The sequence below is a fragment of the Anaerococcoides asporogena genome (genome assembly GCF_029590275.1).
Classification (GTDB): Bacteria; Bacillota; Clostridia; order Clostridiales; family Clostridiaceae; genus JG1575.
Genome location: NZ_CP120965.1, coordinates 1002492 through 1026582, shown reverse-complemented (window position 1 = coordinate 1026582; position 24091 = coordinate 1002492). Strand labels below are relative to the sequence as shown.

23 protein-coding genes and 1 pseudogene are annotated in these 24091 nt (G+C 55.1%); 3 read left to right on the top strand and 21 right to left on the bottom strand.

Annotated elements, in window-relative coordinates; translation table 11 throughout:
* Window positions 1–249: 249 nt before the first annotated feature.
* From P6M73_RS04875 to P6M73_RS04830, 10 genes are all read right to left on the bottom strand, one after another.
* The gene (locus P6M73_RS04875; protein ID WP_277854988.1) at window positions 250–819 is read right to left on the bottom strand and encodes a permease; all 570 of its coding nucleotides are present in this window, start codon (window positions 817–819) and stop codon (window positions 250–252) included.
* Window positions 819–1295 (bottom strand): permease, encoded by a 477-nt coding sequence (locus tag P6M73_RS04870; RefSeq protein WP_489666473.1) that lies wholly within the window; start codon window positions 1293–1295, stop codon window positions 819–821. Before P6M73_RS04870 ends, P6M73_RS04875 begins: the two co-directional genes overlap by 1 nt.
* Window positions 1296–1521: 226 nt before the next feature.
* Complete coding sequence (locus P6M73_RS04865; RefSeq protein ID WP_277854987.1) at window positions 1522–2772, bottom strand: coproporphyrinogen-III oxidase family protein; 1251 nt, start codon at window positions 2770–2772, stop codon at window positions 1522–1524.
* Window positions 2773–2827: 55 nt separating this feature from the next.
* The gene (locus P6M73_RS04860) at window positions 2828–3730 is read right to left on the bottom strand and encodes a radical SAM protein (protein ID WP_277854986.1); all 903 of its coding nucleotides are present in this window, start codon (window positions 3728–3730) and stop codon (window positions 2828–2830) included.
* Window positions 3731–3768: 38 nt separating this feature from the next.
* Window positions 3769–4023, bottom strand: a complete 255-nt coding sequence (locus tag P6M73_RS04855; protein ID WP_277854985.1) for an SHOCT domain-containing protein — start codon at window positions 4021–4023, stop codon at window positions 3769–3771.
* A gap of 168 nt (window positions 4024–4191) precedes the next feature.
* A complete protein-coding gene (locus P6M73_RS04850) occupies window positions 4192–5439 on the bottom strand; it encodes a DUF4317 domain-containing protein (protein ID WP_277854984.1) in 1248 nt (415 codons plus the stop codon).
* 538 nt (window positions 5440–5977) lie between these two features.
* The gene (locus tag P6M73_RS04845) at window positions 5978–6262 is read right to left on the bottom strand and encodes a YciI family protein (protein WP_277854983.1); all 285 of its coding nucleotides are present in this window, start codon (window positions 6260–6262) and stop codon (window positions 5978–5980) included.
* Between the two features lie 260 nt (window positions 6263–6522).
* The gene (locus tag P6M73_RS04840; RefSeq protein ID WP_277854982.1) at window positions 6523–7845 is read right to left on the bottom strand and encodes an MATE family efflux transporter; all 1323 of its coding nucleotides are present in this window, start codon (window positions 7843–7845) and stop codon (window positions 6523–6525) included.
* A gap of 249 nt (window positions 7846–8094) precedes the next feature.
* Window positions 8095–8562 carry a helix-turn-helix transcriptional regulator gene (locus tag P6M73_RS04835; protein ID WP_277854981.1) on the bottom strand — a complete coding sequence of 156 codons (468 nt, stop codon included), beginning with the start codon at window positions 8560–8562 and terminating at the stop codon, window positions 8095–8097.
* 287 nt (window positions 8563–8849) lie between these two features.
* Complete coding sequence (locus P6M73_RS04830; protein ID WP_277854980.1) at window positions 8850–9659, bottom strand: GNAT family N-acetyltransferase; 810 nt, start codon at window positions 9657–9659, stop codon at window positions 8850–8852.
* A gap of 249 nt (window positions 9660–9908) precedes the next feature.
* Between P6M73_RS04830 and P6M73_RS04825 the strand changes: the two genes are divergently transcribed.
* Window positions 9909–10676 carry an SDR family oxidoreductase gene (locus P6M73_RS04825; RefSeq protein WP_277854979.1) on the top strand — a complete coding sequence of 256 codons (768 nt, stop codon included), beginning with the start codon at window positions 9909–9911 and terminating at the stop codon, window positions 10674–10676.
* Between the two features lie 260 nt (window positions 10677–10936).
* On the opposite strand, the gene P6M73_RS04820 is transcribed toward P6M73_RS04825, so the two are convergent.
* Together P6M73_RS04820 and P6M73_RS04815 are read right to left on the bottom strand one after the other, a co-directional pair.
* A complete protein-coding gene (locus P6M73_RS04820; protein WP_277854978.1) occupies window positions 10937–12880 on the bottom strand; it encodes a S8 family serine peptidase in 1944 nt (647 codons plus the stop codon).
* Between the two features lie 492 nt (window positions 12881–13372).
* Window positions 13373–13510, bottom strand: a complete 138-nt coding sequence (locus P6M73_RS04815; protein ID WP_277854977.1) for a hypothetical protein — start codon at window positions 13508–13510, stop codon at window positions 13373–13375.
* Between the two features lie 87 nt (window positions 13511–13597).
* Here P6M73_RS04815 and P6M73_RS04810 point away from each other — a divergent pair, with 87 nt between their 5' ends.
* Window positions 13598–14569, top strand: a complete 972-nt coding sequence (locus tag P6M73_RS04810; RefSeq protein WP_277854976.1) for a helix-turn-helix domain-containing protein — start codon at window positions 13598–13600, stop codon at window positions 14567–14569.
* Window positions 14570–14671: 102 nt separating this feature from the next.
* Here P6M73_RS04810 and kynU read toward each other — a convergent pair whose 3' ends face one another.
* On the bottom strand, window positions 14672–15955 hold the full coding sequence (kynU, locus tag P6M73_RS04805; RefSeq protein ID WP_277854975.1) for a kynureninase: 1284 nt from the start codon (window positions 15953–15955) through the stop codon (window positions 14672–14674).
* Between the two features lie 325 nt (window positions 15956–16280).
* Between kynU and P6M73_RS04800 the strand changes: the two genes are divergently transcribed.
* Complete coding sequence (locus P6M73_RS04800) at window positions 16281–17231, top strand: helix-turn-helix domain-containing protein (RefSeq protein ID WP_277854974.1); 951 nt, start codon at window positions 16281–16283, stop codon at window positions 17229–17231.
* 312 nt (window positions 17232–17543) lie between these two features.
* Here P6M73_RS04800 and P6M73_RS04795 read toward each other — a convergent pair.
* From P6M73_RS04795 to thiS, 8 genes and pseudogenes are all read right to left on the bottom strand, one after another.
* Window positions 17544–17729: pseudogene (locus P6M73_RS04795) on the bottom strand (glutaredoxin domain-containing protein); the annotation flags it as partial.
* 180 nt (window positions 17730–17909) lie between these two features.
* Window positions 17910–19787, bottom strand: a complete 1878-nt coding sequence (locus tag P6M73_RS04790; protein WP_277854972.1) for an ABC transporter ATP-binding protein — start codon at window positions 19785–19787, stop codon at window positions 17910–17912.
* Window positions 19778–20260: a MarR family winged helix-turn-helix transcriptional regulator gene (locus tag P6M73_RS04785; RefSeq protein WP_277854971.1), complete on the bottom strand. Its 483-nt coding sequence runs from the start codon at window positions 20258–20260 to the stop codon at window positions 19778–19780. The genes P6M73_RS04790 and P6M73_RS04785 overlap by 10 nt, the downstream gene beginning before the upstream one ends.
* A gap of 176 nt (window positions 20261–20436) precedes the next feature.
* Window positions 20437–21012: a thiamine phosphate synthase gene (locus P6M73_RS04780; RefSeq protein ID WP_277854970.1), complete on the bottom strand. Its 576-nt coding sequence runs from the start codon at window positions 21010–21012 to the stop codon at window positions 20437–20439.
* Window positions 20993–22147, bottom strand: a complete 1155-nt coding sequence (thiH, locus tag P6M73_RS04775) for a 2-iminoacetate synthase ThiH (protein ID WP_277854969.1) — start codon at window positions 22145–22147, stop codon at window positions 20993–20995. The genes P6M73_RS04780 and thiH overlap by 20 nt, the downstream gene beginning before the upstream one ends.
* Window positions 22144–22905 carry a thiazole synthase gene (locus P6M73_RS04770; RefSeq protein ID WP_489666490.1) on the bottom strand — a complete coding sequence of 254 codons (762 nt, stop codon included), beginning with the start codon at window positions 22903–22905 and terminating at the stop codon, window positions 22144–22146. Before P6M73_RS04770 ends, thiH begins: the two co-directional genes overlap by 4 nt.
* 152 nt (window positions 22906–23057) lie before the next feature.
* Window positions 23058–23717, bottom strand: a complete 660-nt coding sequence (gene thiF, locus P6M73_RS04765) for a sulfur carrier protein ThiS adenylyltransferase ThiF (RefSeq protein ID WP_277854967.1) — start codon at window positions 23715–23717, stop codon at window positions 23058–23060.
* A gap of 8 nt (window positions 23718–23725) precedes the next feature.
* Complete coding sequence (gene thiS / locus P6M73_RS04760; RefSeq protein ID WP_277854966.1) at window positions 23726–23923, bottom strand: sulfur carrier protein ThiS; 198 nt, start codon at window positions 23921–23923, stop codon at window positions 23726–23728.
* Window positions 23924–24091 lie beyond the last annotated feature (168 nt).

Below are 24091 nucleotides of genomic sequence, written 5' to 3'. Positions count from 1 at the left end.
AGCGGCTCAGACCGTCTGCCAGGTTTGTTCATTGATCGGGTGGGTTTCTTTTTTGCCGGCCTGCTGCTGCTCTTCTCCCACTGTAGGAATGAGTTATGATTACGTGGAAGGTGCGTGACTGGTTCTTATTAAGTACGTTAGGGGTTGTTAGGGGTCATTATGGGTATGTTGCGGGATGACTAAATAGATGACTTAGCAAAGGCTGACCATGCTTCCTTGAGCTAAGCCCTGAACCGGGGCAAGCCTGCCCTACTGGTCAAACTGCTCTGCCTTCCGGTATATTTCCTCTACCTCGGCCTTACTGATCAGACGGCTGAGAATCCAGGCAATGAGGATGATGCCGGGAATATCCACGGCCAGTCGGGTCAGGGCAAAGCGATTCCCCAAAGCAGCCATTTCAAACAGCAGCATGGGGATTTTCGTGGTAGACCACGCCCCGATGAAGATCAGGATGTTGGAGAACTTCACGCCCTTCTTCATGAACACGGCCGCAACGGGAAAGGCGCCGTACAGGGGGCCGGCCGCAGCCGATCCGATGAAGATGGCCAGGAGAATGCCCACCAGTCCGGATCCTTCGCCCATAAACCGAACCATGGTTTCCCGGGGGACCCAGACATCGAGGAGTCCCAGGAGAACAAAGATCGGCGGGATGACTAGCAGCATTTCCTTGAGGGTATAGCCGGTCACGTCGATGGCTTTTGTACCCAGTTCCCGGTTGACCAGGGTGAGCAGGCCAAGAGCTGCCGCCGCAATCAGAAAGGCCCGATACCGCCGGAGCAGGGACTTCGGTCCGCGACCTGTCATTTTCTCTTTCTGCATTATCTCACCACCATTCCAATGACCCAGGCTACCACAAAGGAGAAGGCAAACGCGATGCCGTTGCGGTACAGGGTCAGCTTTTTCCCGAAGTACTTCATTTCTACCGGCATGGTCACGACACCCACCATCATCAGGGTCGAGACGAAGGCGCCGATCTGCATGGGGCCGGCTCCGCCTTTCAGCAGCAGCGCTGCCATGGGGAAAGCGACAAATCCAGGAATCAGGGTAATGGCTCCCACCAGGGCTGCCAGTATCACTCCGGACCAGCCGGATTCACTTCCGATCACCTTCGAGATCAGGGCTGGATCGGCCAGTGCCAGCAGGATTCCAACCATCAGAATGACCACCAGAAATTCCGGCAGAATGTTTTCAAAGGATTTCCAGGCTTTTTTGATCGCCATGCGGGTCTTTTTCCGATCCCGGGTCCACGACAGGACCAGGAGCAGTGCGGTCACAAGGTACAGTGCCAGATTCAAAATAACTTCCTCCCTTTCTTTCAGAAAGCTCCTCTCCGTATGTCCTCGAACGGCCACCGGATGAAGGGCTTTTTCTAACTATTAATTTAGCAGAAGAATCCCCTGCCTGCTACCGGAATAAATATACCATAGTTCGTTGTCATAATAAGAAAGATTTTCATCTCGAGAAAACTACAATACTGACTGGATCATACCGCCCTTTGTGCTCTGATTCAGAACTCTCAGCTTACCTGAGGCGGATGGACTGCGGAAATGCCTGAAGCCGGGAAATATTCCACATCCGATCAATGTAGGCCGTGGTATAAATCTGCTCCACCTGATGATACAGCAGCATGCCCCGATCGGTCAGACGATACCGGGTTCCCTCCTGTCTGAGGATTCCCAGCTTTTGCGCCAGCCACAGTTCCCGTCCGTACATCCTGGTCAGGGGCTGGCCGATCACCTGCTCAAAGCGCGCCGGATCGATGAGCAGGCCATAGCAGCTCCAGAACAGGAAATAGGCTGCCCGCTGCCTGGACGTAAAATCCAGGGTCAGGGAGGTCGCCAGCCTGCCCTGGGAGATTCGCTCAACATACCCGTCCAGGGAATGGGTATTGATTTTGAACTGGTTTCGCAGCAGACTCGTGGCCGACAGGCCGAATCCTAGAAAAGCGTCCCGGGTCACGGAAGAATACTGGGAAGTACCCGGCTTGGCAAAGGTCCAGACGGAGGTCCGCACCAGTCCCTGATCCTTGCAGGTTTTAGCCAGGTGCTTCAGCAGACGCAGCTTATCCTTGTCCGACATAGGATGCCAGGTGTTATGGGCAAAGGTAAAATCGATGAATGGATAGGTCGACACTTGGGTAGCGCCATTGGCAAAGGCGGTCTGAATATCCCGGGTCAGGGATTCCTCCGTCTGGCCCGGAATCGCGAAGATCAGATCCACATCGATGACGTCAAATCCGGCGGAATGAACCAGGCGCACCTTGTCGGCAAAGGGTTCCCAGGAGCGGCCCAGCTTTTCCAGACAGTCCCTCTCGAAGGACTGAATGCCCAGGCTTACCATAGTCACCCCGGCCGATTTCAATTTTGTCAGCGTCTCCGCGGTCAGATCTGACGGATGGAGCTCCACTCCGATGCCCCCCCGGATTTCAAAATACCGCTCCAGGGCAGCAATGATCTCGGCCAGATCATCCCCCATCAGGGCAGGCGTCCCACCCCCGAAGTAGAGACTGGTCACCGGCTGTCTTTCCCGGAGATGACCCGCCGCCAGCTCAATTTCCGCCAGCAGGCTCTCCTTATACTGCCCGGCCCGCTGCGGATCATAGATCTCCTTGCAGTAGGGACAAAAACTGCACAGCGTCCGGCAAAACGGAATATGGACATAAAGCCCGAATTCCTCCAGATCCTCAAAGGGCAGCGGCTGATCCATCCGGTTTCTGAACTCAAACGGAGCCATGGACCGTGTCAGGCCAAGGCGAAGCAATGTGGTCAGCATGGTAAACTCCCTCCCTTAAATGGATCTTGCGACAAATAAGCAGACGACTGACCGGTCAGAACTGTCTGAGATATGTCCTCAAAAACTCTCCGACTACGGGTAGATTCCCCTGAAATACCAGGGACAGCTCCGCGGCGAAGGCAAAGCCGCATTGTTCGCACAAACCTGGAATCTCAATGCAGCGGCCGCAGGTCCAGCCTGCTCCGTTCTCCATCACCACGCACTGCCGGCATGGCGCTGGAAATCTGTGCTCGATGAGCCTGGGCAATGCCCGGACCAGATTCAGAATGGGCAGGCCGTCCTGCTTCAGTGCCGTGATGGCCTGAACGGCTGACCGGGCCTCTTCCCGGGAGAGCTGCAGCGATTCTCCCCCTGGATACGGGGTATGGAAATTGAAGGCGACGGCCTTTACGGTGGCCAGCCGCTGGGCAAGCCGGCTGACTTCCTCGATGTCCTGCCAGTTGATGTTGTTGACCGCCATATAGAGGCAGATATTTCGGTTCGGCGCGGCTGCGATATGATTTAGAATCCGGTCATAGGTATCGCCCCGGATTTCATTGTGATGGCGCCGGTTTCCGTCCAGACTGACCAGGATCAGATCCGCTTCGGGCAAGTCCAGAGGGAATGTTCCGTTGGTCACAACCTGGACCAGGATGAATCCCATGGCCTTGGCTTCGCTTACCAGATCCCGCAGCGTTCGCCCCGAATCCTCCCAGAGAAAGGGTTCACCGCCGTAAAACAGCAGGATTCGAACCCCCTGCCGGTACAGGTGCTCCATGTCACGCCTTACGCTGGAATAGGGGTAAATTACGAGGGTTTTGTTGGCCACGGCACAGTGCCGGCAGGCCAGGTTGCAGCGGTCTGTCAGGATGAGGGATCCCACCAGCGGATCCTGGCGGTGAAGCAATACGGTTGTCAGTCCAAAGCGAATCAGATACAACAGATCCCGCCCTTTCATGAATATCCCCTCCTCAGGGTTTGTCCGTTGGGGCAGTGTCAGCCAGATCCGCCGCTTTCTCGCGGAAATCCGCCTGATCGATTTCCCCCCCGGGCGTAGCGCTCCCGCAGGATCGCCATGGCATCATCCGGTTTGGGCAGCCATCGCCCCAGACCGATCTTTCGGAGCAAACGCACGGCCAGCACGATGGCGCCTGCCCAGAACAGCAGATACAGGGCCATGGATACCAGCCCGACCCACCAGAAATCAACGTCTCCGATCATCATGCTGCTTGGTCCATAAAACGGATGCATGGCGTTCCTCCTCTCAAAAAAGCCGACCCGGACGGGTCGGCTGGCATCAGCTCATTGATCAGGCATGGATGCTGAGGGTACAGATCTTCCCTTCCTTGCCTTGAGTATAATCCCGATCAGGCCCTCACGCAACGAGGGAACTGCGGAGAACCCATTCCTTGGACTTCGTTACAGAATTCCCGACTGGCCATTGATGATGGCCTCTTCGTCTTCTTCCAGCGGAATGATGATGCATTTCTGGCCGTCGATGTACTGGGCTTTGATCTGAGCCACTTTTTCCGGCCGCACCTGCAGTTGAACATCGACGCCCTCCGTCTGCTCCAGGGTCAAGGGCAGTGTCGGATCCTGGGCACTGTCGCGCAGCATCTGCTTGAGATTTTCCACCTGTTTTTCCAGAGCCTGCTCCTTCTTGCGCTTTTCCGCGGTTTTGAGGGCTTTGGGATCCAGCATCCGATCAGCCAGGGGCAGATCGCTCTGGAAATATTCCTCGTAGACTTCCTCAATCTTCTGCAGGACTTCCTCCGGAGCCTTGTCCGCCAGAATATCCTGAATCTGAATACTGGTCAGGACAACGGGTTCCGGATCCGACTCCGACTGGTTTTCCTGCTCCGCCACGATGCTGTGGAGCTCTTCCTGCAGATCGAGGAACAGGTTCTCGGCTTTCTCTTCCTCATAGCCGACCGCTTCGTGAAGCAGAGTCTGCAGGGATTCACGCTGCAGAGCGGTGGTCATGACGCCTTCGCAGCCCAGGACGGTCTCCATCAGTTCAGGATGGGGTTCCCGCGGGTTTTTCGTATAGTACAGCAGGCTGTTGACGTCCCCGCTGTGCTCGGAAAAGGCGGGAAAGAGGAATCCCTGGGCGGGAGCGGAAACAACCCAGTCCCGTCCCAACGCTCGCATTCTTTGTTCTCCAGCTTCGTAATGGAGACCCGGATCCGACAAAGTGACCGGACAAACGGCGCACAGAATGTATTCAAAGGTTTCCTCCGACTCATCCAGCTTGAGATTGTCCCTGGTTCGCTTCATGACGTCATAGGCATCGGAGAACAGCAGGATCAGAAAATTACCCTCGGTCTGGTACGTGTCGATGATCTGACGATAGAATGCCTGGATGAGCTCGTCATCCTTCAGACGGCTCCGCTTCAGATCCACCAGCATGGCCTGCCGGCCCTCGGCTCCGATCTCTTCTCTTTGAAATCCCAGTTCCAGCAGATGGTTGCCCCAGGTGCCGGAAAGGATCTTCTTGGCAATTTCCAGGTATTTAAAGAACTCGGATTCCTCCAGGTTCAGAAAGGTTTCACGATAGGTGGCGACAATCTGCTTCTCACTGTTGACATAGCAGCCGCTGACCTGGCTGATGGTGCAGTGATCCTTCTTCAGGCGTTTTTTCAATTCAAGAACATCTTTATGCTTCAAGTTGTTTTCCCCTTTGATTCATGCTTGGCCCGTTATGGGCACGCTTACTATTATACCATTTTCCTTTCCGGTCACTCCGGTTTGAGAATCACATCATTTGCTCACTGTTCCCTCGGCTCTGCCTGCGTTGTTGAATCCTTCTCACCGCAGCAAAAAAACTGCCGAAACAGGTTTTCCGGATTCCCGGACATTGTGTCATCCTGCCGGCTCTGCGCAGTCCCCAACTGACGGTCGGGCAGAACCCGTTTTCCTCAGTAATCGCCTCAGCGTTCCCCGGTTTCCGGGTCATCCATCCCCACGATGGCAAGGTAATTCTTTCCCTTGCTTTCTGCAAGCCTCCTGCCCGGCTGGAGCCGGGCACGTCAAAACAGACGGGAACGTTGCGGCACCCGTCTGTTGATTCCCGTATTCAAATGCCCTTGATTGATCCGCCATTCCGCCATGGTCTGTCCTGGCCGCTGACCTCACTGCTTCGCTTCATCCGGAGCGGGGGTCATCATCTCAGGCTGGTCTCCTGCAAAACAGATCTGATCCGGTCTCAGGACCGGGACAGCGCGACCCGATAGGGGAAAAGCTCTGCTGTCATAATCCCTTCCGCGACCCCGGGATCGCTGGCCATGATTTCCCTGGCTTCGTCCAGAGAATCGGCTTCAAAAACTACAATCCCAAACGTCGTTTCATCCAGACCCCCTGTCTTCCCGGCCAGAATCAACCGCCCCTCTGCCAGCATCCGTTCCAGACGGACAAAATGACGCCTGGTGATGGCTTCCTCTTTCTCGGTCCAATGCTCCGCCACCAGAAGATGTTCAACGGGTCGAAGCACATAAATATACTGCTAACGTTCTGTCATTATCTGTTCTCCTGCCTCCTGTAAATAGTAGGGTACTATGCGTTGATCCCTTCCCTGCCTGAACTGAACCTCGTGGCTGAGGTCCCGGTCCATCCTCATTTTACTGCTTTATCTGAATGCCTTCCACTCACGATGGCAGCTGGCATCATCCATCTGTCTGAATCACCAAAGCTCTGACCAGCGGGGGCAGCTCAACCTTGTTCGTTCATATTGCCGTCAGGCCCTCCGGCTGCTCATTCCCGGGATGGGCTGACTGCCGGGAGCTGGCTGCGCCACGCCAAAAACCAGCTCAGGAGCAGCACCATAGTTTCAGTGGCGGGGAAGGACAGCCAGACACCGGGCAGACCCAGCAGACGGCTCAGCAGGAGGACAAGCGGAATCAGCAGGATGCTGCTGCGCAGCAGGGAAATCCCGATGGCGGGAAGTGTTTTCAGCGTAGCGCTGAGATAGGAGATGAGGAGAATATTGATTCCGCCGGCCAGAAAGCCGACGAAGTAGATCTTCATGCCCTGATTGGCCATCCGGGCCAGCTCGGGATCGCCGGCTTCATTGAATACGGCGCTGATCTGGGGTGCCCAGAGCAGGACGCTGCCCAGGACCAGGACGGCCAGGATGAGAGCGACCATGGCTCCCAGTCGCCGCAGATGGCGCAGGCCAGCATCATCCTTCCGGCCGAAGTACAGGCTGGCCAGGGGCTGGATTCCCTGTGCCAGTCCGGTAAACAGCGCAGTGGCAATGATGGCGACATTGGCAACAATCCCATAGGCAGCAACGCCCAGGTTACCCGCCAGCTTCAATATAACCAGATTGAAGGTAAACAGGGTGACGGCGGCGGCCCACTCCGTGATCAGCGCCGGGATGCCCAGAGTCAGCACCTGGCGGAAGCGGGGGGAATCAACCGGTCCGCGGCTCCAGCCAAAGCGGCTGTGATGGCCTCGGAAATGGAGCGCCAGGATGCCCAGGCTGATCAGAGGCGACAGTCCGGTGGCAAAGGCAGCGCCGAACATCCCCATGCCCAGGGGAAACATAAACACATAGTCCAGGACGATGTTGGACAGACTGCTGATCAGCATAGCCCGCATGGCCAGACCTGGCTCGCCGTCATTGCGCACGAAGCCCAGCAGGATATTATTTGCCAGAAACACCGGTGAAAACCAGAGAATGGTGGCAATATAAGTTTTGGTTGGTGCCAGGGTAATGGCATCCGCCCCGAGAAACCGGGAGATCGAAGCGGGCAGCCAGGCACCGGCCGCCACAAAGACCAGCGCGAAGGCCGCCCCCAGGATCAGGGTATGACGGAACGCCCGGTCATCCCGCTGTCCGCCCCGGGACTGGTCCACGGCAAAATCGATGGCTCCCCCTGTTCCCAGCATCAGACCAATGCCCTGAATAATTGAATAGACCACAATGGCGAAGTTCAGGGCAGTCAGCCCCACTGGGCCCAACGCTTTGGCGATAAAGAAGGTATCCGCCAGTATATAAACCGAGACTCCGACCATCGCCGCCATATTGGTGGCAGCATATTTCAAGAAATCACGGGTGATTGATTGTTTCATGCCTGATGCTGCCGGCCGGGCCGGCTTTCTCCTTTATTTTTCTGTCGACGGACAGTCAGCCGATCCTTCGACCGGATGCTTCCTGTCCTTGATGTTCCGCCTGACCCACGCACAGCCTGATCCGGCTCGGGGCACAAACGGTTTGCTTCCAGTCGTTCGATCTGAAGCTGAAATCGACTGCTCAGTGACAAGCCACCCGCTCCGAACAAGAGCGGGTGGCTCAGGGTGCTTCGAAATTTAGTCCGAACCTTACTTTTCCTTTGGAAGCTCCTGCAGGAGCTCAGTCAAGCGTTCCTGCGCCTCCTCCGGATTAAAGGTGGAGAAGATCCGGCGATCGTCGGGATCCAGAATCCGGAAATGGCGGGAGAACAGATTCTGCTGCAGCCGATAGCCATGCTCATCATTCAGGCTCTTCCACCAGACTTTTCCGCCCCAGGTCTTGGGGTAATCCACCGTTATGTCCCGGAACGCAATCGCAATGATGATGTCATCCAGGTCGCCGCCGGTGGCATCCTGCAGCACAATACTGCCGGAGAAAATGCTCGCCAGCGCCACCGCTCCAGTCCAGCCCAGACTTTTCCGGTTTTTTTCAATTTCGACCAGCGTCTTTTTCGAAATCCCCAGCACAACAGCCATTTTATCCTGAGTCAGTCCATATTCGGTTCGGACCAGTTTCAGTTTTCCATCCATGAATTCCACAAAATCTGCTTTTGTCATATTATGCTCCCTAAGACGTCTTAATAGTGTAAGTTTACTCACTATCACTCTTCAGTTCAAGCTTCCTCCGATAAATTTTCAGTTCAGTCAAGCATACTTTCAAGTACCTATGTTTTTAAAACCATTCTTCAGAGCACCCCAGCAGGTAACAGCTGCCACATTCTGTCCGGGAATGCCCAAGCAATTTGTCTGGGACCCTGGTATTCTGTCTGGAGCAAAGCCACTCTGCATCAGTTAAGCGATGCCCGCCCCGGCCGACTGATGTATTCACCTTGCCGATTCATTGCTTAAAACGGCAGATCATCCGCCTCGAGATAAGGCAAAGCCGGGCTACCGGATTTATCATAGCCGCTAACACAATCTTTCCTCGATTCTATTTCCGCCTCGGTCAGAAGTCCTTCGTCCAGAGCTTCCTCCCAGGTGAGGCCGTAAGGGGTGCCGTTGTCATGGTATCCGGCAATCATAAAGAATTGATCGCTGCTTTCCCAGAATTCTCCGTCATCACGGAAAGACGCCTCAGCTTGTCGGGCCTTCTTTTTTCGCTTCTTCTTTTTCGGGATCGGCTTTCCGCTGATGGCTTCTGCCAGACGGCGAGCTGATATAGGCTGCGGCGACCGGAGTTTGATTCGGTCTAACCGATAACCCTGCCAGTTTTTTTCGGTCGGGACGGCTTTGCGCAGTTCCAGAAGATTCAGCACGCTGTATCCCCTGCTTTGGAGAAAGCGGAGCATCGTCTGATTGGTGGGATGAACCTGAACATAGACCATGTCTTCTCCAAACGACCGGGCCAGTGCTTCCGCCTGGGCAAAGAGAGCGGATGCCGTCCCCTGCCGCCGGGCATCCTCCCGGACAAACAAGGCTTCCACCCAGACGGTGGGTTCCACCACCCGGCAGATCATCAGACCGATGTACTCAACTCCCTGACGAGCCCCATAGATCCGGTGTCCGGCTTCGACCGCCTCCTGCAGTTCCCGCTTGCCTGCATCGGCATCCAGGATGTTAATGATTCCCTGGAATGCATACATATCCGTGCGAAATCCGGCCGCCAGCAATGCCAGACCATCCAGATTACCGCCTTCCATTTTCAAAACTTCCATCCGCCTCACTCCCATCGTTAAGCTCTCAGTTCCAGTTCCTTTTCTCTTTCTATCTTATCAGACAATGCCTGCCCTGTACTTCATCGGAACGCCCTTTGCTGATCAGGCTTTGAGCTTTCCTGCTTAATGCCCTCAATGTAAGTAGATCAATTTAAAGAAATTAATAATATCAAAGAGATCAAAGATTGACATTATTTTATCTAAAAGGTAGAATTGGATTGAGAAAACGTTATCAGGAGGATGTGTGGTATGAAAAATTTATTTGATCTGACAGGAAAAGTTGCCCTGGTTACAGGAGCTTCGTCGGGACTTGGGGTCCAGTTTGCCAAAGCACTGGCTCGTCAGGGAGCTGATGTTGCCATTGCGGCCCGCCGGGTAGATCGTCTGGAACAGGTGAAAGCCGAAATTGAGGAACTGGGCGTTCGCTGCCTGGCTGTTCCGTGCGATGTATTAAAAACCGATCAGATCGTTGAAATGGTTCAGACAGTGAAAGAACACTTTGGCCATATCGATATCCTGGTTAACAACGCCGGTGTAGGCAAAGGCATTCCGGCTGAAATGCAGACGGACGAAGAGTGGCTGTCCACGACCCGGATCAATCTGGACGGTGTGTATTATGTTGCCCGGGAAGTCGGCAAAGTCATGATTGAGCAGAAATACGGCAAGATTATTAATCTTGGTTCCATCCACTCCATGGTTGCCATGGCCGGTTCCCCCATTTCCGCATACTGCGCCTCCAAAGGCGGAGTCCTGATGCTTACCAAAGCACTGGCCAGTGAATGGGCCAAACATAATATCACAGTCAATGCCATCGGTCCGGCTTATTTCCCCAGCGAAATGACTCAGGATGTACTGGCGATGGAAGGCTTTGATGCCGTTGTCCAAATGTACTGTCCCATGGGCCGACCCGGCCGGGACGGGGAACTGGACGGTGCCATCGTCTATTTCGCCTCCGACGCTTCCAGCTATACCACTGGGCAGTACCTGGCGGTGGATGGCGGTTGGACCGCAATCTAGATTCGAATCTCTCCCGCTCTTGGAGTAACCCGGAAAAGTGATAGCGCTGCAGCTCAGTCAACCTGAAATCAGACCGGCGAGGCAGTAAAGATTCCTTTTCTATAATGACCCGAAATAAACCACCCTTCCGGTTCAAGCTGCGATTTGCTGCCGCAGGTTTTGAACCGAAAGGGTGGTTTTTGTTTTTAGAACCTATAAACCTCGATCCCCGGCCGGGTTGAATCTAATGAACTTAGTCGGGTCCCGGACGGACATGGCTTCTAGTAGAAGTAGATGCTGGTGGAGGCGTTGCTGGAAGTATATCCTCCCAGGCTTGAGCTTGCCGTGATGGAATAAGATCCCGTCGCGGTGTAGGAGCTCGATGTCATGCTCAACGTGGCGATGCCTGAGCTGTTGGTCGTTGTCATCTGGTTCATGGTGGTGCCATTGGGGCGCCGAATGGTCAGAAGAACGGTAGCTCCGGGCAGAGCGGCTCCATTGCCGTCTTTCACGGTTATGGTAATCCGGGCCGTTTCGCCTCTGCGGTAGTAGTATTTATCCGAAGAGATTGAAGTGACGGTTTTCTGAGTGGTGCTGGAGTCAACGAAGCGAAGCGTTGTGCTGGCTGTGCTGGAGGAGTATCCGGTCAGGGAGGCATCCGCCTTCACAGAATAGGTTCCCAGGGCAACGGTGCTGTCGGAAGTCAGTGTCCATTCCGCGATGCCGGTGCTGGAGGTGGCAGCCGTATTGGTGAGGGTCTCACCGCTGGGCATGGTAAACGTAAAATTTACCGCTGCGCCGCTCAGGGGAAGGTTGTTCTGATCGGTGACCTTCGCGGTCAGACGAATGGATTCGCCGCGCTGATAGGTGGCTTTGTCTGCTGAAACGGTGACATAGGAAGTTTTGACCGGTGTCACCACACCGCCCTTGGCAGCCACTACTGCTGCGTATGCGTCAACAATGCCCGCACCGTATTCGTTTGCCGGACCGGCCGGAACTGCGGTATCTTTCAGAATGGTTCTGGCCTGGGCCGGGCTCAGGTTCGGATTGACCGACCGCATCAGACCGAGAATTCCTGCGATATGAGGAGTCGCCATGGACGTTCCTGATTTGTAGGAATAGGTGTTGTTGGGGGTTGTGCTGTAGATGTCGGAGCCGGGAGCCATAATTTCCAGTCCGGTTCCATAGTTGGAGAACCAGGATCTGGCCCGGGTGGAATCGACGGATCCTACCGCAATGCAGGCGGGGTAAGCGGACGGATAAGAAATATAGCTGGCTTCCTCATTGCCGGTTGCTGCCGCAATGATGGTGCCTCTGGAAACCGCGGTGTCGCAGGCGCTTTTTACCGTAGAGTCGTACGGTCCGCCGCCCAAGGACATGTTGATAACATCCGCCCCGATTTCCGAAGCATACAGGATGCCCTGGGCAATGCCGTAGTTTGATCCTCTTCCGTCATCGCCGAGAACCTTGACCGGAATCAGGGTGGCATTCTGCATCACACCGGAAACGGATCCCGAACTGACGATGGTTCCCGCCACATGGGTGCCATGAGAATGGTAGTCCATGGTGGTGGATGTTCCGGCGAAGCTGCGGCCCAGGCTGGTGTTGACAAAGTTTCTCAGACTCTGGTGGTTATGGTCGATGCCTGAATCCAGTACTGCTACCTTGACGGAGCTGGAACCCGGCGTGACCGTCCAGGCCTGAGGTACTTTCACCAAATTGTAATGCCAGGTCTGGACGGAGTTGATCGCCTGAGTGGTTGCCCCAATGGCTTCCGAAATAAAGTTTGGCTGGATGTAGCGAATCTTGAAGCCGCTGTTTTTCAGAACGCGTTCCAGTTCCCTGGCCGCCTTGGCTTCATCGAACTTCTTCATGTCGAATTTCACCCGGTAGACATAACCCATTTCATCGATTGCATCCTGAACAAAGTCGATCCTTGCCTTGTTGGATGATACGGTGAAGGCATCATAGTCAATGATTGAATCTGCCAGATCAAATCCTTGCTTTTTCAGAGAATTTTTCTTTTCTTTGATTTTCTGATGGGATTCCAGATTCTTAACCTTGACTCCCTCCGGATCTTTTTCCAGGGCCACTACCAGTTCGCCCTGAACTGATGGATGGTTCTTATTCGGCTTGTAAGCTGACTTGCTCTCTGCCAGCGCAGGAGCGCCCAGCAGGCCGATGGACAGCACACCTGCCATCACCAGACTAAATATCTTCTTCATGTACATTCCTCCGTTACTATTTCCGCAGAACCGGTTCATTTCCTGTTCTGCCTGATTTTGATGTTTTCGGGCTCCCCCACTGGTTTGCCCGATCTGCCTGTCGGGCATCGCCATGGCCGATTGCGAAACCCTTGCCGCATGATTCTGGTCATAACTGATGAAACGGTTCCGGAATTCCGGTTCATCGCCACCGCTGCTGTGTTGTCTGTGTCCTGATGAGATGTTCGCAATCAGATCTTTCAGGATTGCCCCCGGTTCACCCGCCCTGGCGGTATGTGTTTGTATGCTTGTACCAGGGTGATTACTGTTGCCTATCTCATTGTATATTTATACATATAAAAACATATATTATACAATTAAAAATCCATCATAATTTAGATTTTCATTGATTCATCTTATATCCATCGCATCACAACTTGTGCATATTATTAACAACCAGTTGCATTGAACCAACTGAATCGCATCATGGATATCGGGGCATAATCCTTTGAATCAGGCTCTTTGGTCCATGATCTGGAACAATTTGTAGTAGTCGTCTGGCCGCTCGGCATCATCCGTTACTGTCACAAATCCATTGATTGCCACAATGATTGACAATGTCATAATAATCATAGATAAATACTTTTTCACTGCATATCCTCCTTAATTTTCTCATCTATATAGTATAATTAATTTGAAAATAAAAAAACCCGCATGGATGCGGGGAAAGGGAGCGACATGATCTCAACGCTGGATTTTACGGAATTTGGGAAACGGATCACTCAGATTCGAAAGGAAGTCAGACTGACTCAGAATCAAGTCTATGAGAGGACCGGAATCAGTGAGGACACGGTTCGACGAATTGAGAAAGGCCTGGTCATCCCAAAATACGAGACCATTGAACTGCTCTCCGGCTTATATAAGGTTGATCTTGTCCGAATCCTGCAGGACTGCAAGAAAGACAGCAAGCTGAATTCTCTCTACAAGCTGTTTGACCTGATGGTCATTTCCCATCCGGATGAAAAGCTTCGCCAGCTGAAAGCGCTGAATCAGGAAATCCAGAAATACGACAGCTCGCAGCTGGTGAATCCAGCGGAGATGAACCTGCTTCGCGATTTCTTTGATGTAACAACACAGGTGCTCAGTTCTACCCAGATTGAGGAAGAACCGCTTATTGCCCAGCTGGAAACCGCTCTGGGTCAGACGATTCCCGACTATCGCATTGATAAATTCCAGCAGTTTCGTTACTCTGAACTGGAACTGCGGGTTTTGCTTCTGGCTGGATTGATCTATCACGAAACCGGTCAGATCCGGTCAGCCATTCCCATCTATGAGTTTTGCGTCGAATATCTGAAGCTGACTCAGGCCGATGATGCGCTGTCGAGCATTCAGCTCAAGATCAAGCTTCATTACAGCCTGTCCTATGCCTGTTATAAACTGAAAGATGATCGGCAGTCCCTCAAGTATGCCGACCTGGGCATCAAATTATGCCGGACTCACAAGACTTTTTATGTCCTGGAAATGCTGCTGGCGCGACGAGCCATTGCCGCCTACTATCTCAAGCATGACAATTACCTGGATTCCTTCCGGGAAGCCCTCCATTTATTGCTGGCAACCCAGTCACACGACCAGATTGATTATCTGATCAAGGCGACCCGCTCCAGTCATGGAATTGACCTGGCAGAGCTGTATCAGTCCCTCACCGTCTGAATATCACAGAAACCGCAGTCCCCGAATACAGGATGACTGCGGTTTCTGTGTATCCCGATGATCGCTGAATAAGTTCCCCTGGCGGGGTTCGATCCCACCGGGTCAGGCAACCGTGCCGCGATGACCGTCATACTGCTCATAGGCCCGGCTCTCCATGATGTCGATGAGGATCTCAACCAGACGGTAGACGTCCTCGTAGGAAACATAGAAGGCCACCGGCGCCAGACGGATCACATTGGGATAGCGGAAATCCGGGATCACGCCCCGGTCCTTCAGCGCCTTGTTGATGCGGATGGCGTCCTCATGCTCGAGGGCGACATGGCCGCCGCGGCGGTCATCCTGCGTCGGATTACCGTAGGAGAAACCCCAGGTCTTCAGCTTTTCGTCGATGAGGTACATCAGGTAAGCGGTCAGATTCAGCGACTTGGCCCGGACCTGTTCGATTCCGGCTTCAGCGAACATCCGAAGGCTGCCCTCGATGGGTGCCATGCTGAGGATCGGCTGGGTACCGGTCTGCCAGGCGCCGGCGTAATGCGCCGGTTCAAAGTTCATATTCAGATCAAACTGAGTGTCCTTGCGATTCCCCTGCCAGCCGGCCAGACCCGGTCCCCGGTCGAAGTGCTTCTCGTTGATGTAGAGTCCGGCAATGGCTCCCGGCCCGCCGTTGAGATACTTGTAATTGCACCAGACGGCAAAATCGCAGTCGATGGCAGCAAAATCGTGGGGTACGCTGCCAATCGAATGGCTCAGGTCAAAGCCGCAGATGATGCCGCGGTCCCGGGCTGCATCCGCTATTTTCTTCATATCCACCAGATAGGAGCTCCGGTAGAGCACGGCGGGAAGCAGGATCAGACAGACATCCTCCGTCATGGCTTCAATCAGGTCCTCCTCATGGAGTGTCTTGCCGTCCCGGCTGGGCACGACCTTGACCGCATCCGCCGGATCCAGGCCATGAAGCTTGACCTGGCTGTCCACCGCGTATTTGTCCGTCGGGAAGTTCAAGTCATCCAGCAGGATCCGAAACCGTTCCGGCGTGGGGTGATAGAACGTAGCCAGAGCCTTGTGGATGTTGATGGTAGTGTTGGTACAGATGGTCACCTCACTGCCCTTCGCGCCGATGAGCGGCGCCATGAGACTGGCCAGCCGGTCCTGATACAGGAAGTAATTGGCCTCGGGATGAGACCAGACATCAATGCCGTAGGTTTTCCAGTCATCCAGTGCCCTGAGCAGTGTTTCTTCCGCGTCTCTGGAACAAAGACCGCAGGAGTTCCCATCCATGTAGATCCCATCCTGAGGGATGTAGAAGCGTTCCTTGAACCGACGCAGCGGATCCTGTTCATCCATGGCCCGGGCAAACGCCAGACCGTCCTCAAACTGACGCACCATGATTCCTCCTTGTGCCCTCAAGGGCAGACATTCTCTGTGATTGCTTGGTTCTTGATACCTGATACTTGGTTCTTGGTTCTTAGTTCTTAGTTCTTGGTTCTTAGTTCTTAGTTCTTGATTCTTCCTTCATTGGTACTTAAGTACTCTGGTCCGGAATTCCGTTGATTCTTGGGTGGATCAGGGCATCTGGATTTATTTACCAAAATCCTAACACCATTGCATAACCTTGTCAATGGAATTATAATGTTAGTAAACAAGGATTTTCCACGCTTCGATCAGATTTCACAGGAAAGCGGCCAGGCAGAATGGCCGGAAAGGACAGCCGATGGAAAAGCAATTGACTGACAAAAATAATCAGCTGACAGCACCGTCTCCTGCTGACACAAAGCAGAGCGGCAGCGCTGCCCGCTCAGAAACAAGCGGTTATTTTATGATTCGGGAAGCAGCTGAACTGGTCGGGGTCTCACCAGCCACGTTGCGCAACTGGGAAAAAAACGGCCTCATTCAATCCAGACGGCGTGGCAATAACTATCGGGTCTTTGACTGGAACGATGTACAGGCCCTGCAGAGGATTCGTGCCTACTCCGTGGAAGCCGGTCTGTCTCAGGATGCAATCCGCGGCCTGATGGGCCGAACCGGGCAGGCTGAAGCTGCCTCAGACCGGGAGGAACGAAAGGACCGGACTGAAATTGATTCTTCTGTACAAACTGCTCTTTCATCCGAAACATCCCTGGTCTCTCCGGAGTCCCGTCTCCTGAGAGAATACCGAGAGCAGGCCGGTCTGACGTTGGATGATGCGGCCAGATCCGTCGACATTTCCCCTTCGTACCTGAGCCGCATTGAACAGGGCAAGACCAATGCCTCCTTCGACGTCCTCAGTCGCCTGGCCCGGTTTTACGGAGAGAGCCCGCTGCGCTTTTTCCGGCCGAATGAATCGAAGGGCAGCGCCCTGGTTCGGGCGGGCGAGGGAGCGATTCTGAACTCCGGACTTTCCGGGGTAGGAATCGAATCCCTGCTGGAATCCCCTTTAGCGCCTTTTCAGGCTGCCCGCTTTACCGTCAGCCCCGGCTGCGGCGACAACCGGTCCCATGCTCACCGCTCCGGTTTCGAATTTCTGCTGCTGCTTTGCGGTCAGCTCAGCGTAACCCTGGATGAGACCACTACCTGGCAGCTCGGTCCGCAGGACTCCCTGCATTTTGCTTCGAGCCGCCCCCATGCCTGGCATAATCCCGGCCCGGAGGAAGCTGTCCTGCTCTGGGTTCATTCCTACCTCTAGCACCCAATCTCTGGAAACCAGGTTGCGATCAGCAGTCAACGAGCTGCTGAGCTGCTGACCTGCCGGTTGATCGTTGTTTAATCGATGGATTTGCTGAAGGGTTGAGTTGCGATTTACTGAAATTCTATATTCTGAAATTCTGAAATTCTGAATTCAGAATTGCAAAGAACCAGACAGCCCTCCTGATGCTGGCATCAGGAGGGCTGTCTGGTTCTTTGGCTTACTCCGGCTTGATACTGGAGGATTTGTTATTCAAAGCGGATGGATTCCAGACGAACCGGCCGTTTTCGACGATTCGTCCGAATCAGCAGATTAAATCTCCAGGGCCCGATTGATACTCTCCATGTCAAACCCGACGATGATTTCACCACCGATGTCCAGCACCGGAACTCCGCGCTGACGGGATTTATGGATCATCTCCATGGCGGCTTCCCGATCCAGGGAGACATTCTTCTCGACAAACTCAACATTCTTGCTGTTCAGGTAATCCTTTACCCTGTAGCACCACGGTCAGGTGGGGGTGGAATAAACGATGACTTGCTTCATACTTGATTCCTCCGTTTCATTTGTTATGGTCCGGTCACTGGGGACATTCCTTTCTGCGGGATGGACTGATTTCCATCAGGCGGTCTGACACTGTAAGATATCTCTTAATTTTTTTATACCACGGGAAGAAAATTACTGCAACCGGCTGTTTTTCGAGGATTTCTCACCACCGGTGAGAGTCGCCTTGGACACATCGGCCGCTTTCAGAAACTGAGTCTCGTAGAGCTCGCGGTAAATGCCGTTCCGAGTCACCAGATCCGTATGAATGCCCCGTTCGACAATGCGGCCGTCCTTGAGGACCAGGATTTCATCCGCCGCCAGAATGGTGGACAAGCGATGAGCAATGATGATGCTGGTCCGCGACTGAATCAAAGGATCAATGGCTTCCTGAATCGTGGCTTCGGAGATGGAGTCCAGCGCGGAGGTGGCTTCGTCAAAGATCAGTACCGCCGGATCCTTCAGGAGCACCCGGGCAATGGAGAGCCGCTGCTTCTCGCCGCCGGACAGCTTCAGGCCGCGGTTGCCCACCAGCGTGTCATACCCCTGGGGCTGCCGCCGGATGAAATCCAGGATATTGGCCTGATCACAGGCCCGATCCAGCTCCGCCTGCGTCGCCTCCGGCCTGGCATAGAGCAGGTTGTCGCGGATGGTGCCGTTGAACAGATAAGTATCCTGGGTCACAACGCCGATCTGCCGGCGCAGAAAACCCAGCTCCAGCCGACGGACATCGATTCCGTCCAGCCGCACCCGGCCGCCGGTGACATCATACAGCCGGGGAATCAGATTGATGATGGTGCTCTTCCCCGATCCGGAGGGACCGACGATGGCAATGCTTCTGCCGGGATCCAGTGAGAAGCTGATGTCCTTGAGAATCGGGCGGTCCGGATCATAGGCAAAGGAGACCTGTTCGAAGTCGACGCGTCCTGCCGCCGCTTTGGGAACTACCGCGTCCGGCGGGGAAGTGATGTCCTGAGGCAGGTCAAAATACTCAAAAATTCTGGTAAACAGCGCCATGGAACGGATCCAGTCTACCTGGATGTTCATCAGGGCATTGACCGGCGCATACATTCGGCCCAGCAGAGCTACCAGCACGGTAATGTCGCCCACGGTCAGGTTGGAGTCATAGCGCATCATGAGCACGCCCCCCACCAGGTAGATCAGCATCGGCCCGATGCTGGAGAAGGTCGTGAGCGCCACCCGAAACCAGCGGCCTGCCATCCGTTCGCGGATGTTCAAATCGATCATGGCCCGATTGGCAGCTTCATAGCGCCCGTACTCCGCATCCTCCCGGCCGTACAGCTTGACCAGCATCTGGCCGCTGACCGACAGCGTTTCATTCAGGATGCTGTTGATCTCATCGTTATGCACCTGCGCTTCCCGCGTCAGAGACCAGCGGGTCTTGCCCACCCGCTTGGTCGGCAGAGTAAACAGCGGAACCAGAATCAGTCCCAGCGTCGCCAGAATCCAGTTCTTACGGTACATCGCAATCAGCGCCACCGTGAGGGTGATGGAATTCGAAAGAATGCTGGTCAGCGTGTTGGTGATGGTCAGCTGGACACCGGAAATATCGCTGGTCATGCGGGTGATGATGTCACCCTGCTGGTTGGTAGTGAAAAACTGCTGGGACATGCCCTGGAGATGCCGGAACATGCTGTTGCGCATGTCGAAGGTGATGTGCTGTGAGATCCAGGCATTGAGATAGCTCTCCAGCACTCCGATCAGATTGGCCCCCAGCGTAACGCCCAGAGACATACCAATCAGAGAAACCAGTACCGGCAGATTTCTGCCGATGAGCCCCTCGTCAATAATTCGTCCGGTCAGGATGGCGGGGAACACCTGCAGAACAGAGGCTGCCAGTATGGCGACGAACACCAGACTCAGCTGCTTCCAGTAGGGGCGCAGATATCCCCAGATCCGCAGAAGCAGTTCCCGGCTGACCTTGGGGCGATTGGCCTTCTCCTCGTCCGACAGAAATCCGCGGGACCCTCGACCCATTCCCTTTATGTCCATGGCGCTCCTTTCTCCGATGCGGAATCCGAATCCCTCTCCTGATGTTCCCGTTCTTCCAACCCAGCTGCCAGTTTTTGCGCCAGATGGGTCAGCTCCGCGGTTTCCTCCGGGGTCAGGATGCCGGCCAGCTGATCGGCCAGTTCTGTCCGCTCCTGGCGCAGGTGCTCCAGATGCTGTCTTCCCCGGGGCAGCAGCCGCACGACAAAAACCCGCTGATCCTTGTCATCCCGGTCTCGCTGAACCAGCCCCTTCGCTTCCAGCCCTGCCAGTTTCTCATTCAGCGATGACGGCCGAACGTCCAGCCGATCCGCCAGATCCCTTGTGGAAATTCCATCCAGCAGCTCGATCAGCCGCAGCATCCGAAATACTCCCCGTCCGCCATGGGGACGCTCCGTCGGCCGCCGCCGCAGCAGCCGCATCACCCGATCCAGCGCTCCCAGCATTTGTTCTTCATTATTTTGATCGATCAACATGATCCACTCCTCTTTTATAACAGGTACCTGTTTATTTACTTTCATTTTATAACAGGTACCGTTCGAAGTAAAGAGCTTTTTCAGAGATCCCCTCCCTCCCGGTCACCCGAGAGTCTCTGCCTGATCACCTGGTATGGAAATGTTGCCTGGTATGGAAATGGAGTGAGTGCAGGCACTCACTCCATTTCCATGTAGCCCGACATCATGCAGACACCGGCTGCACCGGCTGCAATGGCCAGATGAGCATTGTCCGCGCTGATGCCGCCGATGGCGAAGACGGGCAGGCTGACACTGCGGCAGACTTCTTCCAGAAACTCGATCCCTCTGGGAGACAGACCCTGCTTGCAGGCGGTGGCAAATATGTGTCCCGCCACCAGCCGGGTGGCTCCCATTTGCTGGGCTGCCTTGGCCTCTTCTGTCGAGTGGACGGATACGCTGATTTGTTGGAAATCAGCCAGTTCGTCCCGAAAGTGCCGGAGATGGTCAAAGGGCAGATGAATCGAAGCGCAGCCCAGCTGACGGGCAAGTGCGGGCCGACTGCGCAGAATGCATTCGATGCCATGGCGCCGGGCAAGCGCCAGGACCGCTTTGGCCATGGTGATGTACTCTGCATAGCTCAGATCCATTTCCCGAAGCAGAATCGCGTCCGGCATGGTCTGGGCGATGACTTCCAGCTGTTCCAGGAACGGCCGGCGGGACATTCTGCGGTTGGTTACCGCAATTCGACGGCCGCTAAAGGTAGACATATTCATTCCGCACCGCCTCCAGTCCCCTGCTCTGTATGGCGATCGTTACTTCCGCCACGGTTCTTGAATCGAAGATTTCGAACTGTTCATCGCCGGTGTCCTCCCCGGAGACATGGGACCCGATCCCGGTACTGACTCCGGCCGAAATTTTTGTAGCCATCCGGCCAATGACCTGGTCCCTGAACTGCGCCCGTTCCCGGGTGGATATGGTCAGATTGGCGTACGGCAGAAACAGCCGGTAAGCCGCCATGATCTGGAGCAGCTCCTCCTCACCGATGAGCTGAGGATCGATTGGCTCTTCCGTTCCGGCCGGACAAAGCCGGGGACAGGATATTGAGATCTCGGCATGAGGGTATTTGCGCTGAATCAGGTGAGCGTGCAGCCCGGTAGCGAAGGCATCTCTGCGAAAATCCGCCAGACCCAGCAGCGCACCGAAAGCAACTCCGCGCATTCCTCCCCGCAAAGCCCGTTCCTGGGCATGGAACCGGTACGGAAAGCTCCGTTTCCGCCCGGCCAGGTGCAGTTCCCCATACCGGATCGGATCGTAGGTTTCCTGAAACACCGTCACAAAGTCAGCGCCGGATTCATGAAGATGGGCATACTCCCGACTGTCCATGGGATAAACCTCAACTCCTACCATTTTGAAATGCCGGCGGGCCATGGCACAGGCCGCCGCGATGTACTCCACATCGGAAGCGGCCGGACTCTCTCCGGTCAGCAGCAGGATCTCTTCCAGGCCGGTATCGGCGATGGCCCGAAGTTCCTCTTCCATGCGCTGGGGATCCAGCTTCATCCGGCGAATCTGATGGCGGCAGTTGAACCCGCAGTAGACACAATGATTCTCACAGTAATTGGAAAGGTAGAGCGGAGTAAACAGATACACTGAGTTTCCGAAATGCCGGCGGGTTTCTTCCGTGGCCCGACGGACCATTTCCTCGAGATACGGCCGGGCAGCCGGGGACAGCAGGGCGGCAAAGCCATCCGCTGAGAGCCGGTCGGACTGAAGCGCCCGCTCCACATCCGCCCCGCTGAAGGCGCCTTCATTGTATGCCGCCCGGGAAGTCAGCACCCGGTTCATGATGTCCTCGGGGATTGCTTCCATGTCCGGCAGATATGCCATGGGATCCATTTCTCTCATCATCTGCCCGTCTCCTGCAGCAAACCGGTCAGGGGTGACGAAGCCGCCGCTCCCTGCCGGATGATCCGCCCCAGGCCGGAGCGGCACGCCAGCCGACCGGCCTCGATGGCCTGACGGAAGGCACCCGCCATCATGGCAACATCTCCGGCAGTGGCAATGGCGGTATTCGCCATAATCGCCGCCACGCCCATCTCCATGGCTTCACAGGCCTGCGAGGGCCGGCCGATGCCGGCGTCGACAATGACCGGCAGGTCCATCTCATCCACCAGGAGCTGAATAAACTCCCGGGTGCACAGGCCCTTGTTTGAACCGATGGGCGCGGCCAGCGGCATGATGCAGGCTGCGCCGGCATTGGCCAGATCCCGGGCCACATTCAGATCGGGATACATATAGGGCATGACGATGAATCCTTCCTTCGCCAGAATTTCCGTAGCGCGGATGGTTTCCTGATTATCCGGCAGCAGAGACTTACTGTCCCGGATTACTTCAATTTTGACAAAATCGCCGCAGCCCATTTCCCGGGCCAGCCGGGCAATCCGCACCGCTTCCTCAGCGGTGCGTGCCCCCGACGTATTGGGCAAGAGCGTCACCCCTGCCGGAATATGATCAAGGATGCTCTCCCCCGAGGTGTTGGCCCGGCGCAGCGCCAGGGTTACGATTTCGGCCCCGGCATGTTCCACCGCCGCCCGGATCAGCTCCATGGAATATTTCCCCGATCCCAGGATGAAGCGGGAAGAAAACGCCCGCCCCCCGATGATCAGCTGATCCTCCCGATTGCCTGCTTGTTCTGTCCTTCTGTCCTTCAATTCGTATCCTCCCCATGGATCATCTGATGATCCCTCATTGCGCGATTTGTCGTTCTGTTTATCCGTTTGTTCTTTCCAGCTTTTTGTCTGGCCGATGGATCCATCGGTCAGATCTGTGTCTCGCCCAGGAGCAGGCGGATTGCCGCGTTGGCCTGATGGCCCGCACAGATGCTGACCCGGGCAGCCATCAGGCCGATGCCGGAGTCGATGTCGGTGGTGCCGTCACCGCACAGGCAGAGCCGTCGCCCCATCCGGCGGGAGCTGATGGCATTGGCGCTGCCATATCCCGCCATGCCCGAGCCCGCGATGACCACAGTTTCTGTGGTTTCACCCAGCAGGGTATTAACGAGCATGGCTTTGGCCTGCGGCCGGTCAAAGGCTTCACAGACGATGGGATCGGCCCGGAAGATCTCACCGGCGTTTTGCTCGGTCACCCGCAGCTGATCCGTCCGGATGTCCAGATAAGGATTGATCCGTTTCAGTTCTTCGCTCAGCGCCTGGGTCTTGGCCATCCCCAGGTGCTCCAGCCGGTAGGCCTGACGGTTCAGGTTGCTCAGTTCAACCACATCAAAATCCACCAGGTGGAGGCAGCCCACTCCTGAGCGGGCCAGCATCACCGCGATATGGGAGCCGAGCCCGCCCAGTCCCGCGATTCCAACCCGGCCCCGGCGGAGTTTTTCATTGACCGTCGGCGAAAAGCGCTCATCCATGACCTTCTCAAATTCCTGTGGTGAGGGGATCCCTCCCTCGCAATGGTTTCGTTCCACGATCCTGTTTAGCCTCCTCCGACAAACTGCACAATTTCCAATGTATCTCCCGCTTCCAGCACCAGATTGGCGTACTCTGCCCGCCGCACCAGTTCTCCGTTGCGTTCCACCGCAATCCGGTCCTGTACAAATCCTGCCCGTTCCAGAAATTCGGACAGAATCAGGCCTGCTGCCTCTTCCCGGGATATGCCGTTTACCCTGATCATGCGCTCACCCCCTGTGTCATGAATGGTTTTTCTCGTTCCCCGCTGCCCGAGCAAGCAAAAAAGGCCGCACGAAGAAGCTACACCCGCGGTGGTGTACCCCTTCGTGTGACCTTTCACACTCTGGCAATATTATATCAATTGAACGAGAAATGTCAAATGGCTCCCCGG

What these genes read in the sequence shown, in the direction of transcription:
- P6M73_RS04875 (WP_277854988.1), bottom strand. Translation starts at nt 819, where the DNA reads ATGCAGAAAGAGAAAATGACAGGTCGCGGACCGAAGTCCCTGCTCCGG.
- P6M73_RS04865 (WP_277854987.1), bottom strand. Translation starts at nt 2,772, where the DNA reads ATGCTGACCACATTGCTTCGCCTTGGCCTGACACGGTCCATGGCTCCG.
- P6M73_RS04860 (WP_277854986.1), bottom strand. Translation starts at nt 3,730, where the DNA reads ATGAAAGGGCGGGATCTGTTGTATCTGATTCGCTTTGGACTGACAACC.
- P6M73_RS04855 (WP_277854985.1), bottom strand. Translation starts at nt 4,023, where the DNA reads ATGCATCCGTTTTATGGACCAAGCAGCATGATGATCGGAGACGTTGAT.
- P6M73_RS04840 (WP_277854982.1), bottom strand. Translation starts at nt 7,845, where the DNA reads ATGAAACAATCAATCACCCGTGATTTCTTGAAATATGCTGCCACCAAT.
- P6M73_RS04835 (WP_277854981.1), bottom strand. Translation starts at nt 8,562, where the DNA reads ATGACAAAAGCAGATTTTGTGGAATTCATGGATGGAAAACTGAAACTG.
- P6M73_RS04830 (WP_277854980.1), bottom strand. Translation starts at nt 9,659, where the DNA reads ATGGAAGTTTTGAAAATGGAAGGCGGTAATCTGGATGGTCTGGCATTG.
- P6M73_RS04825 (WP_277854979.1), top strand. Translation starts at nt 9,909, where the DNA reads ATGAAAAATTTATTTGATCTGACAGGAAAAGTTGCCCTGGTTACAGGA.
- P6M73_RS04820 (WP_277854978.1), bottom strand. Translation starts at nt 12,880, where the DNA reads ATGAAGAAGATATTTAGTCTGGTGATGGCAGGTGTGCTGTCCATCGGC.
- P6M73_RS04810 (WP_277854976.1), top strand. Translation starts at nt 13,598, where the DNA reads ATGATCTCAACGCTGGATTTTACGGAATTTGGGAAACGGATCACTCAG.
- kynU (WP_277854975.1), bottom strand. Translation starts at nt 15,955, where the DNA reads ATGGTGCGTCAGTTTGAGGACGGTCTGGCGTTTGCCCGGGCCATGGAT.
- P6M73_RS04800 (WP_277854974.1), top strand. Translation starts at nt 16,281, where the DNA reads ATGGAAAAGCAATTGACTGACAAAAATAATCAGCTGACAGCACCGTCT.
- P6M73_RS04790 (WP_277854972.1), bottom strand. Translation starts at nt 19,787, where the DNA reads ATGGACATAAAGGGAATGGGTCGAGGGTCCCGCGGATTTCTGTCGGAC.
- P6M73_RS04785 (WP_277854971.1), bottom strand. Translation starts at nt 20,260, where the DNA reads ATGTTGATCGATCAAAATAATGAAGAACAAATGCTGGGAGCGCTGGAT.
- P6M73_RS04780 (WP_277854970.1), bottom strand. Translation starts at nt 21,012, where the DNA reads ATGAATATGTCTACCTTTAGCGGCCGTCGAATTGCGGTAACCAACCGC.
- thiH (WP_277854969.1), bottom strand. Translation starts at nt 22,147, where the DNA reads ATGATGAGAGAAATGGATCCCATGGCATATCTGCCGGACATGGAAGCA.
- thiS (WP_277854966.1), bottom strand. Translation starts at nt 23,923, where the DNA reads ATGATCAGGGTAAACGGCATATCCCGGGAAGAGGCAGCAGGCCTGATT.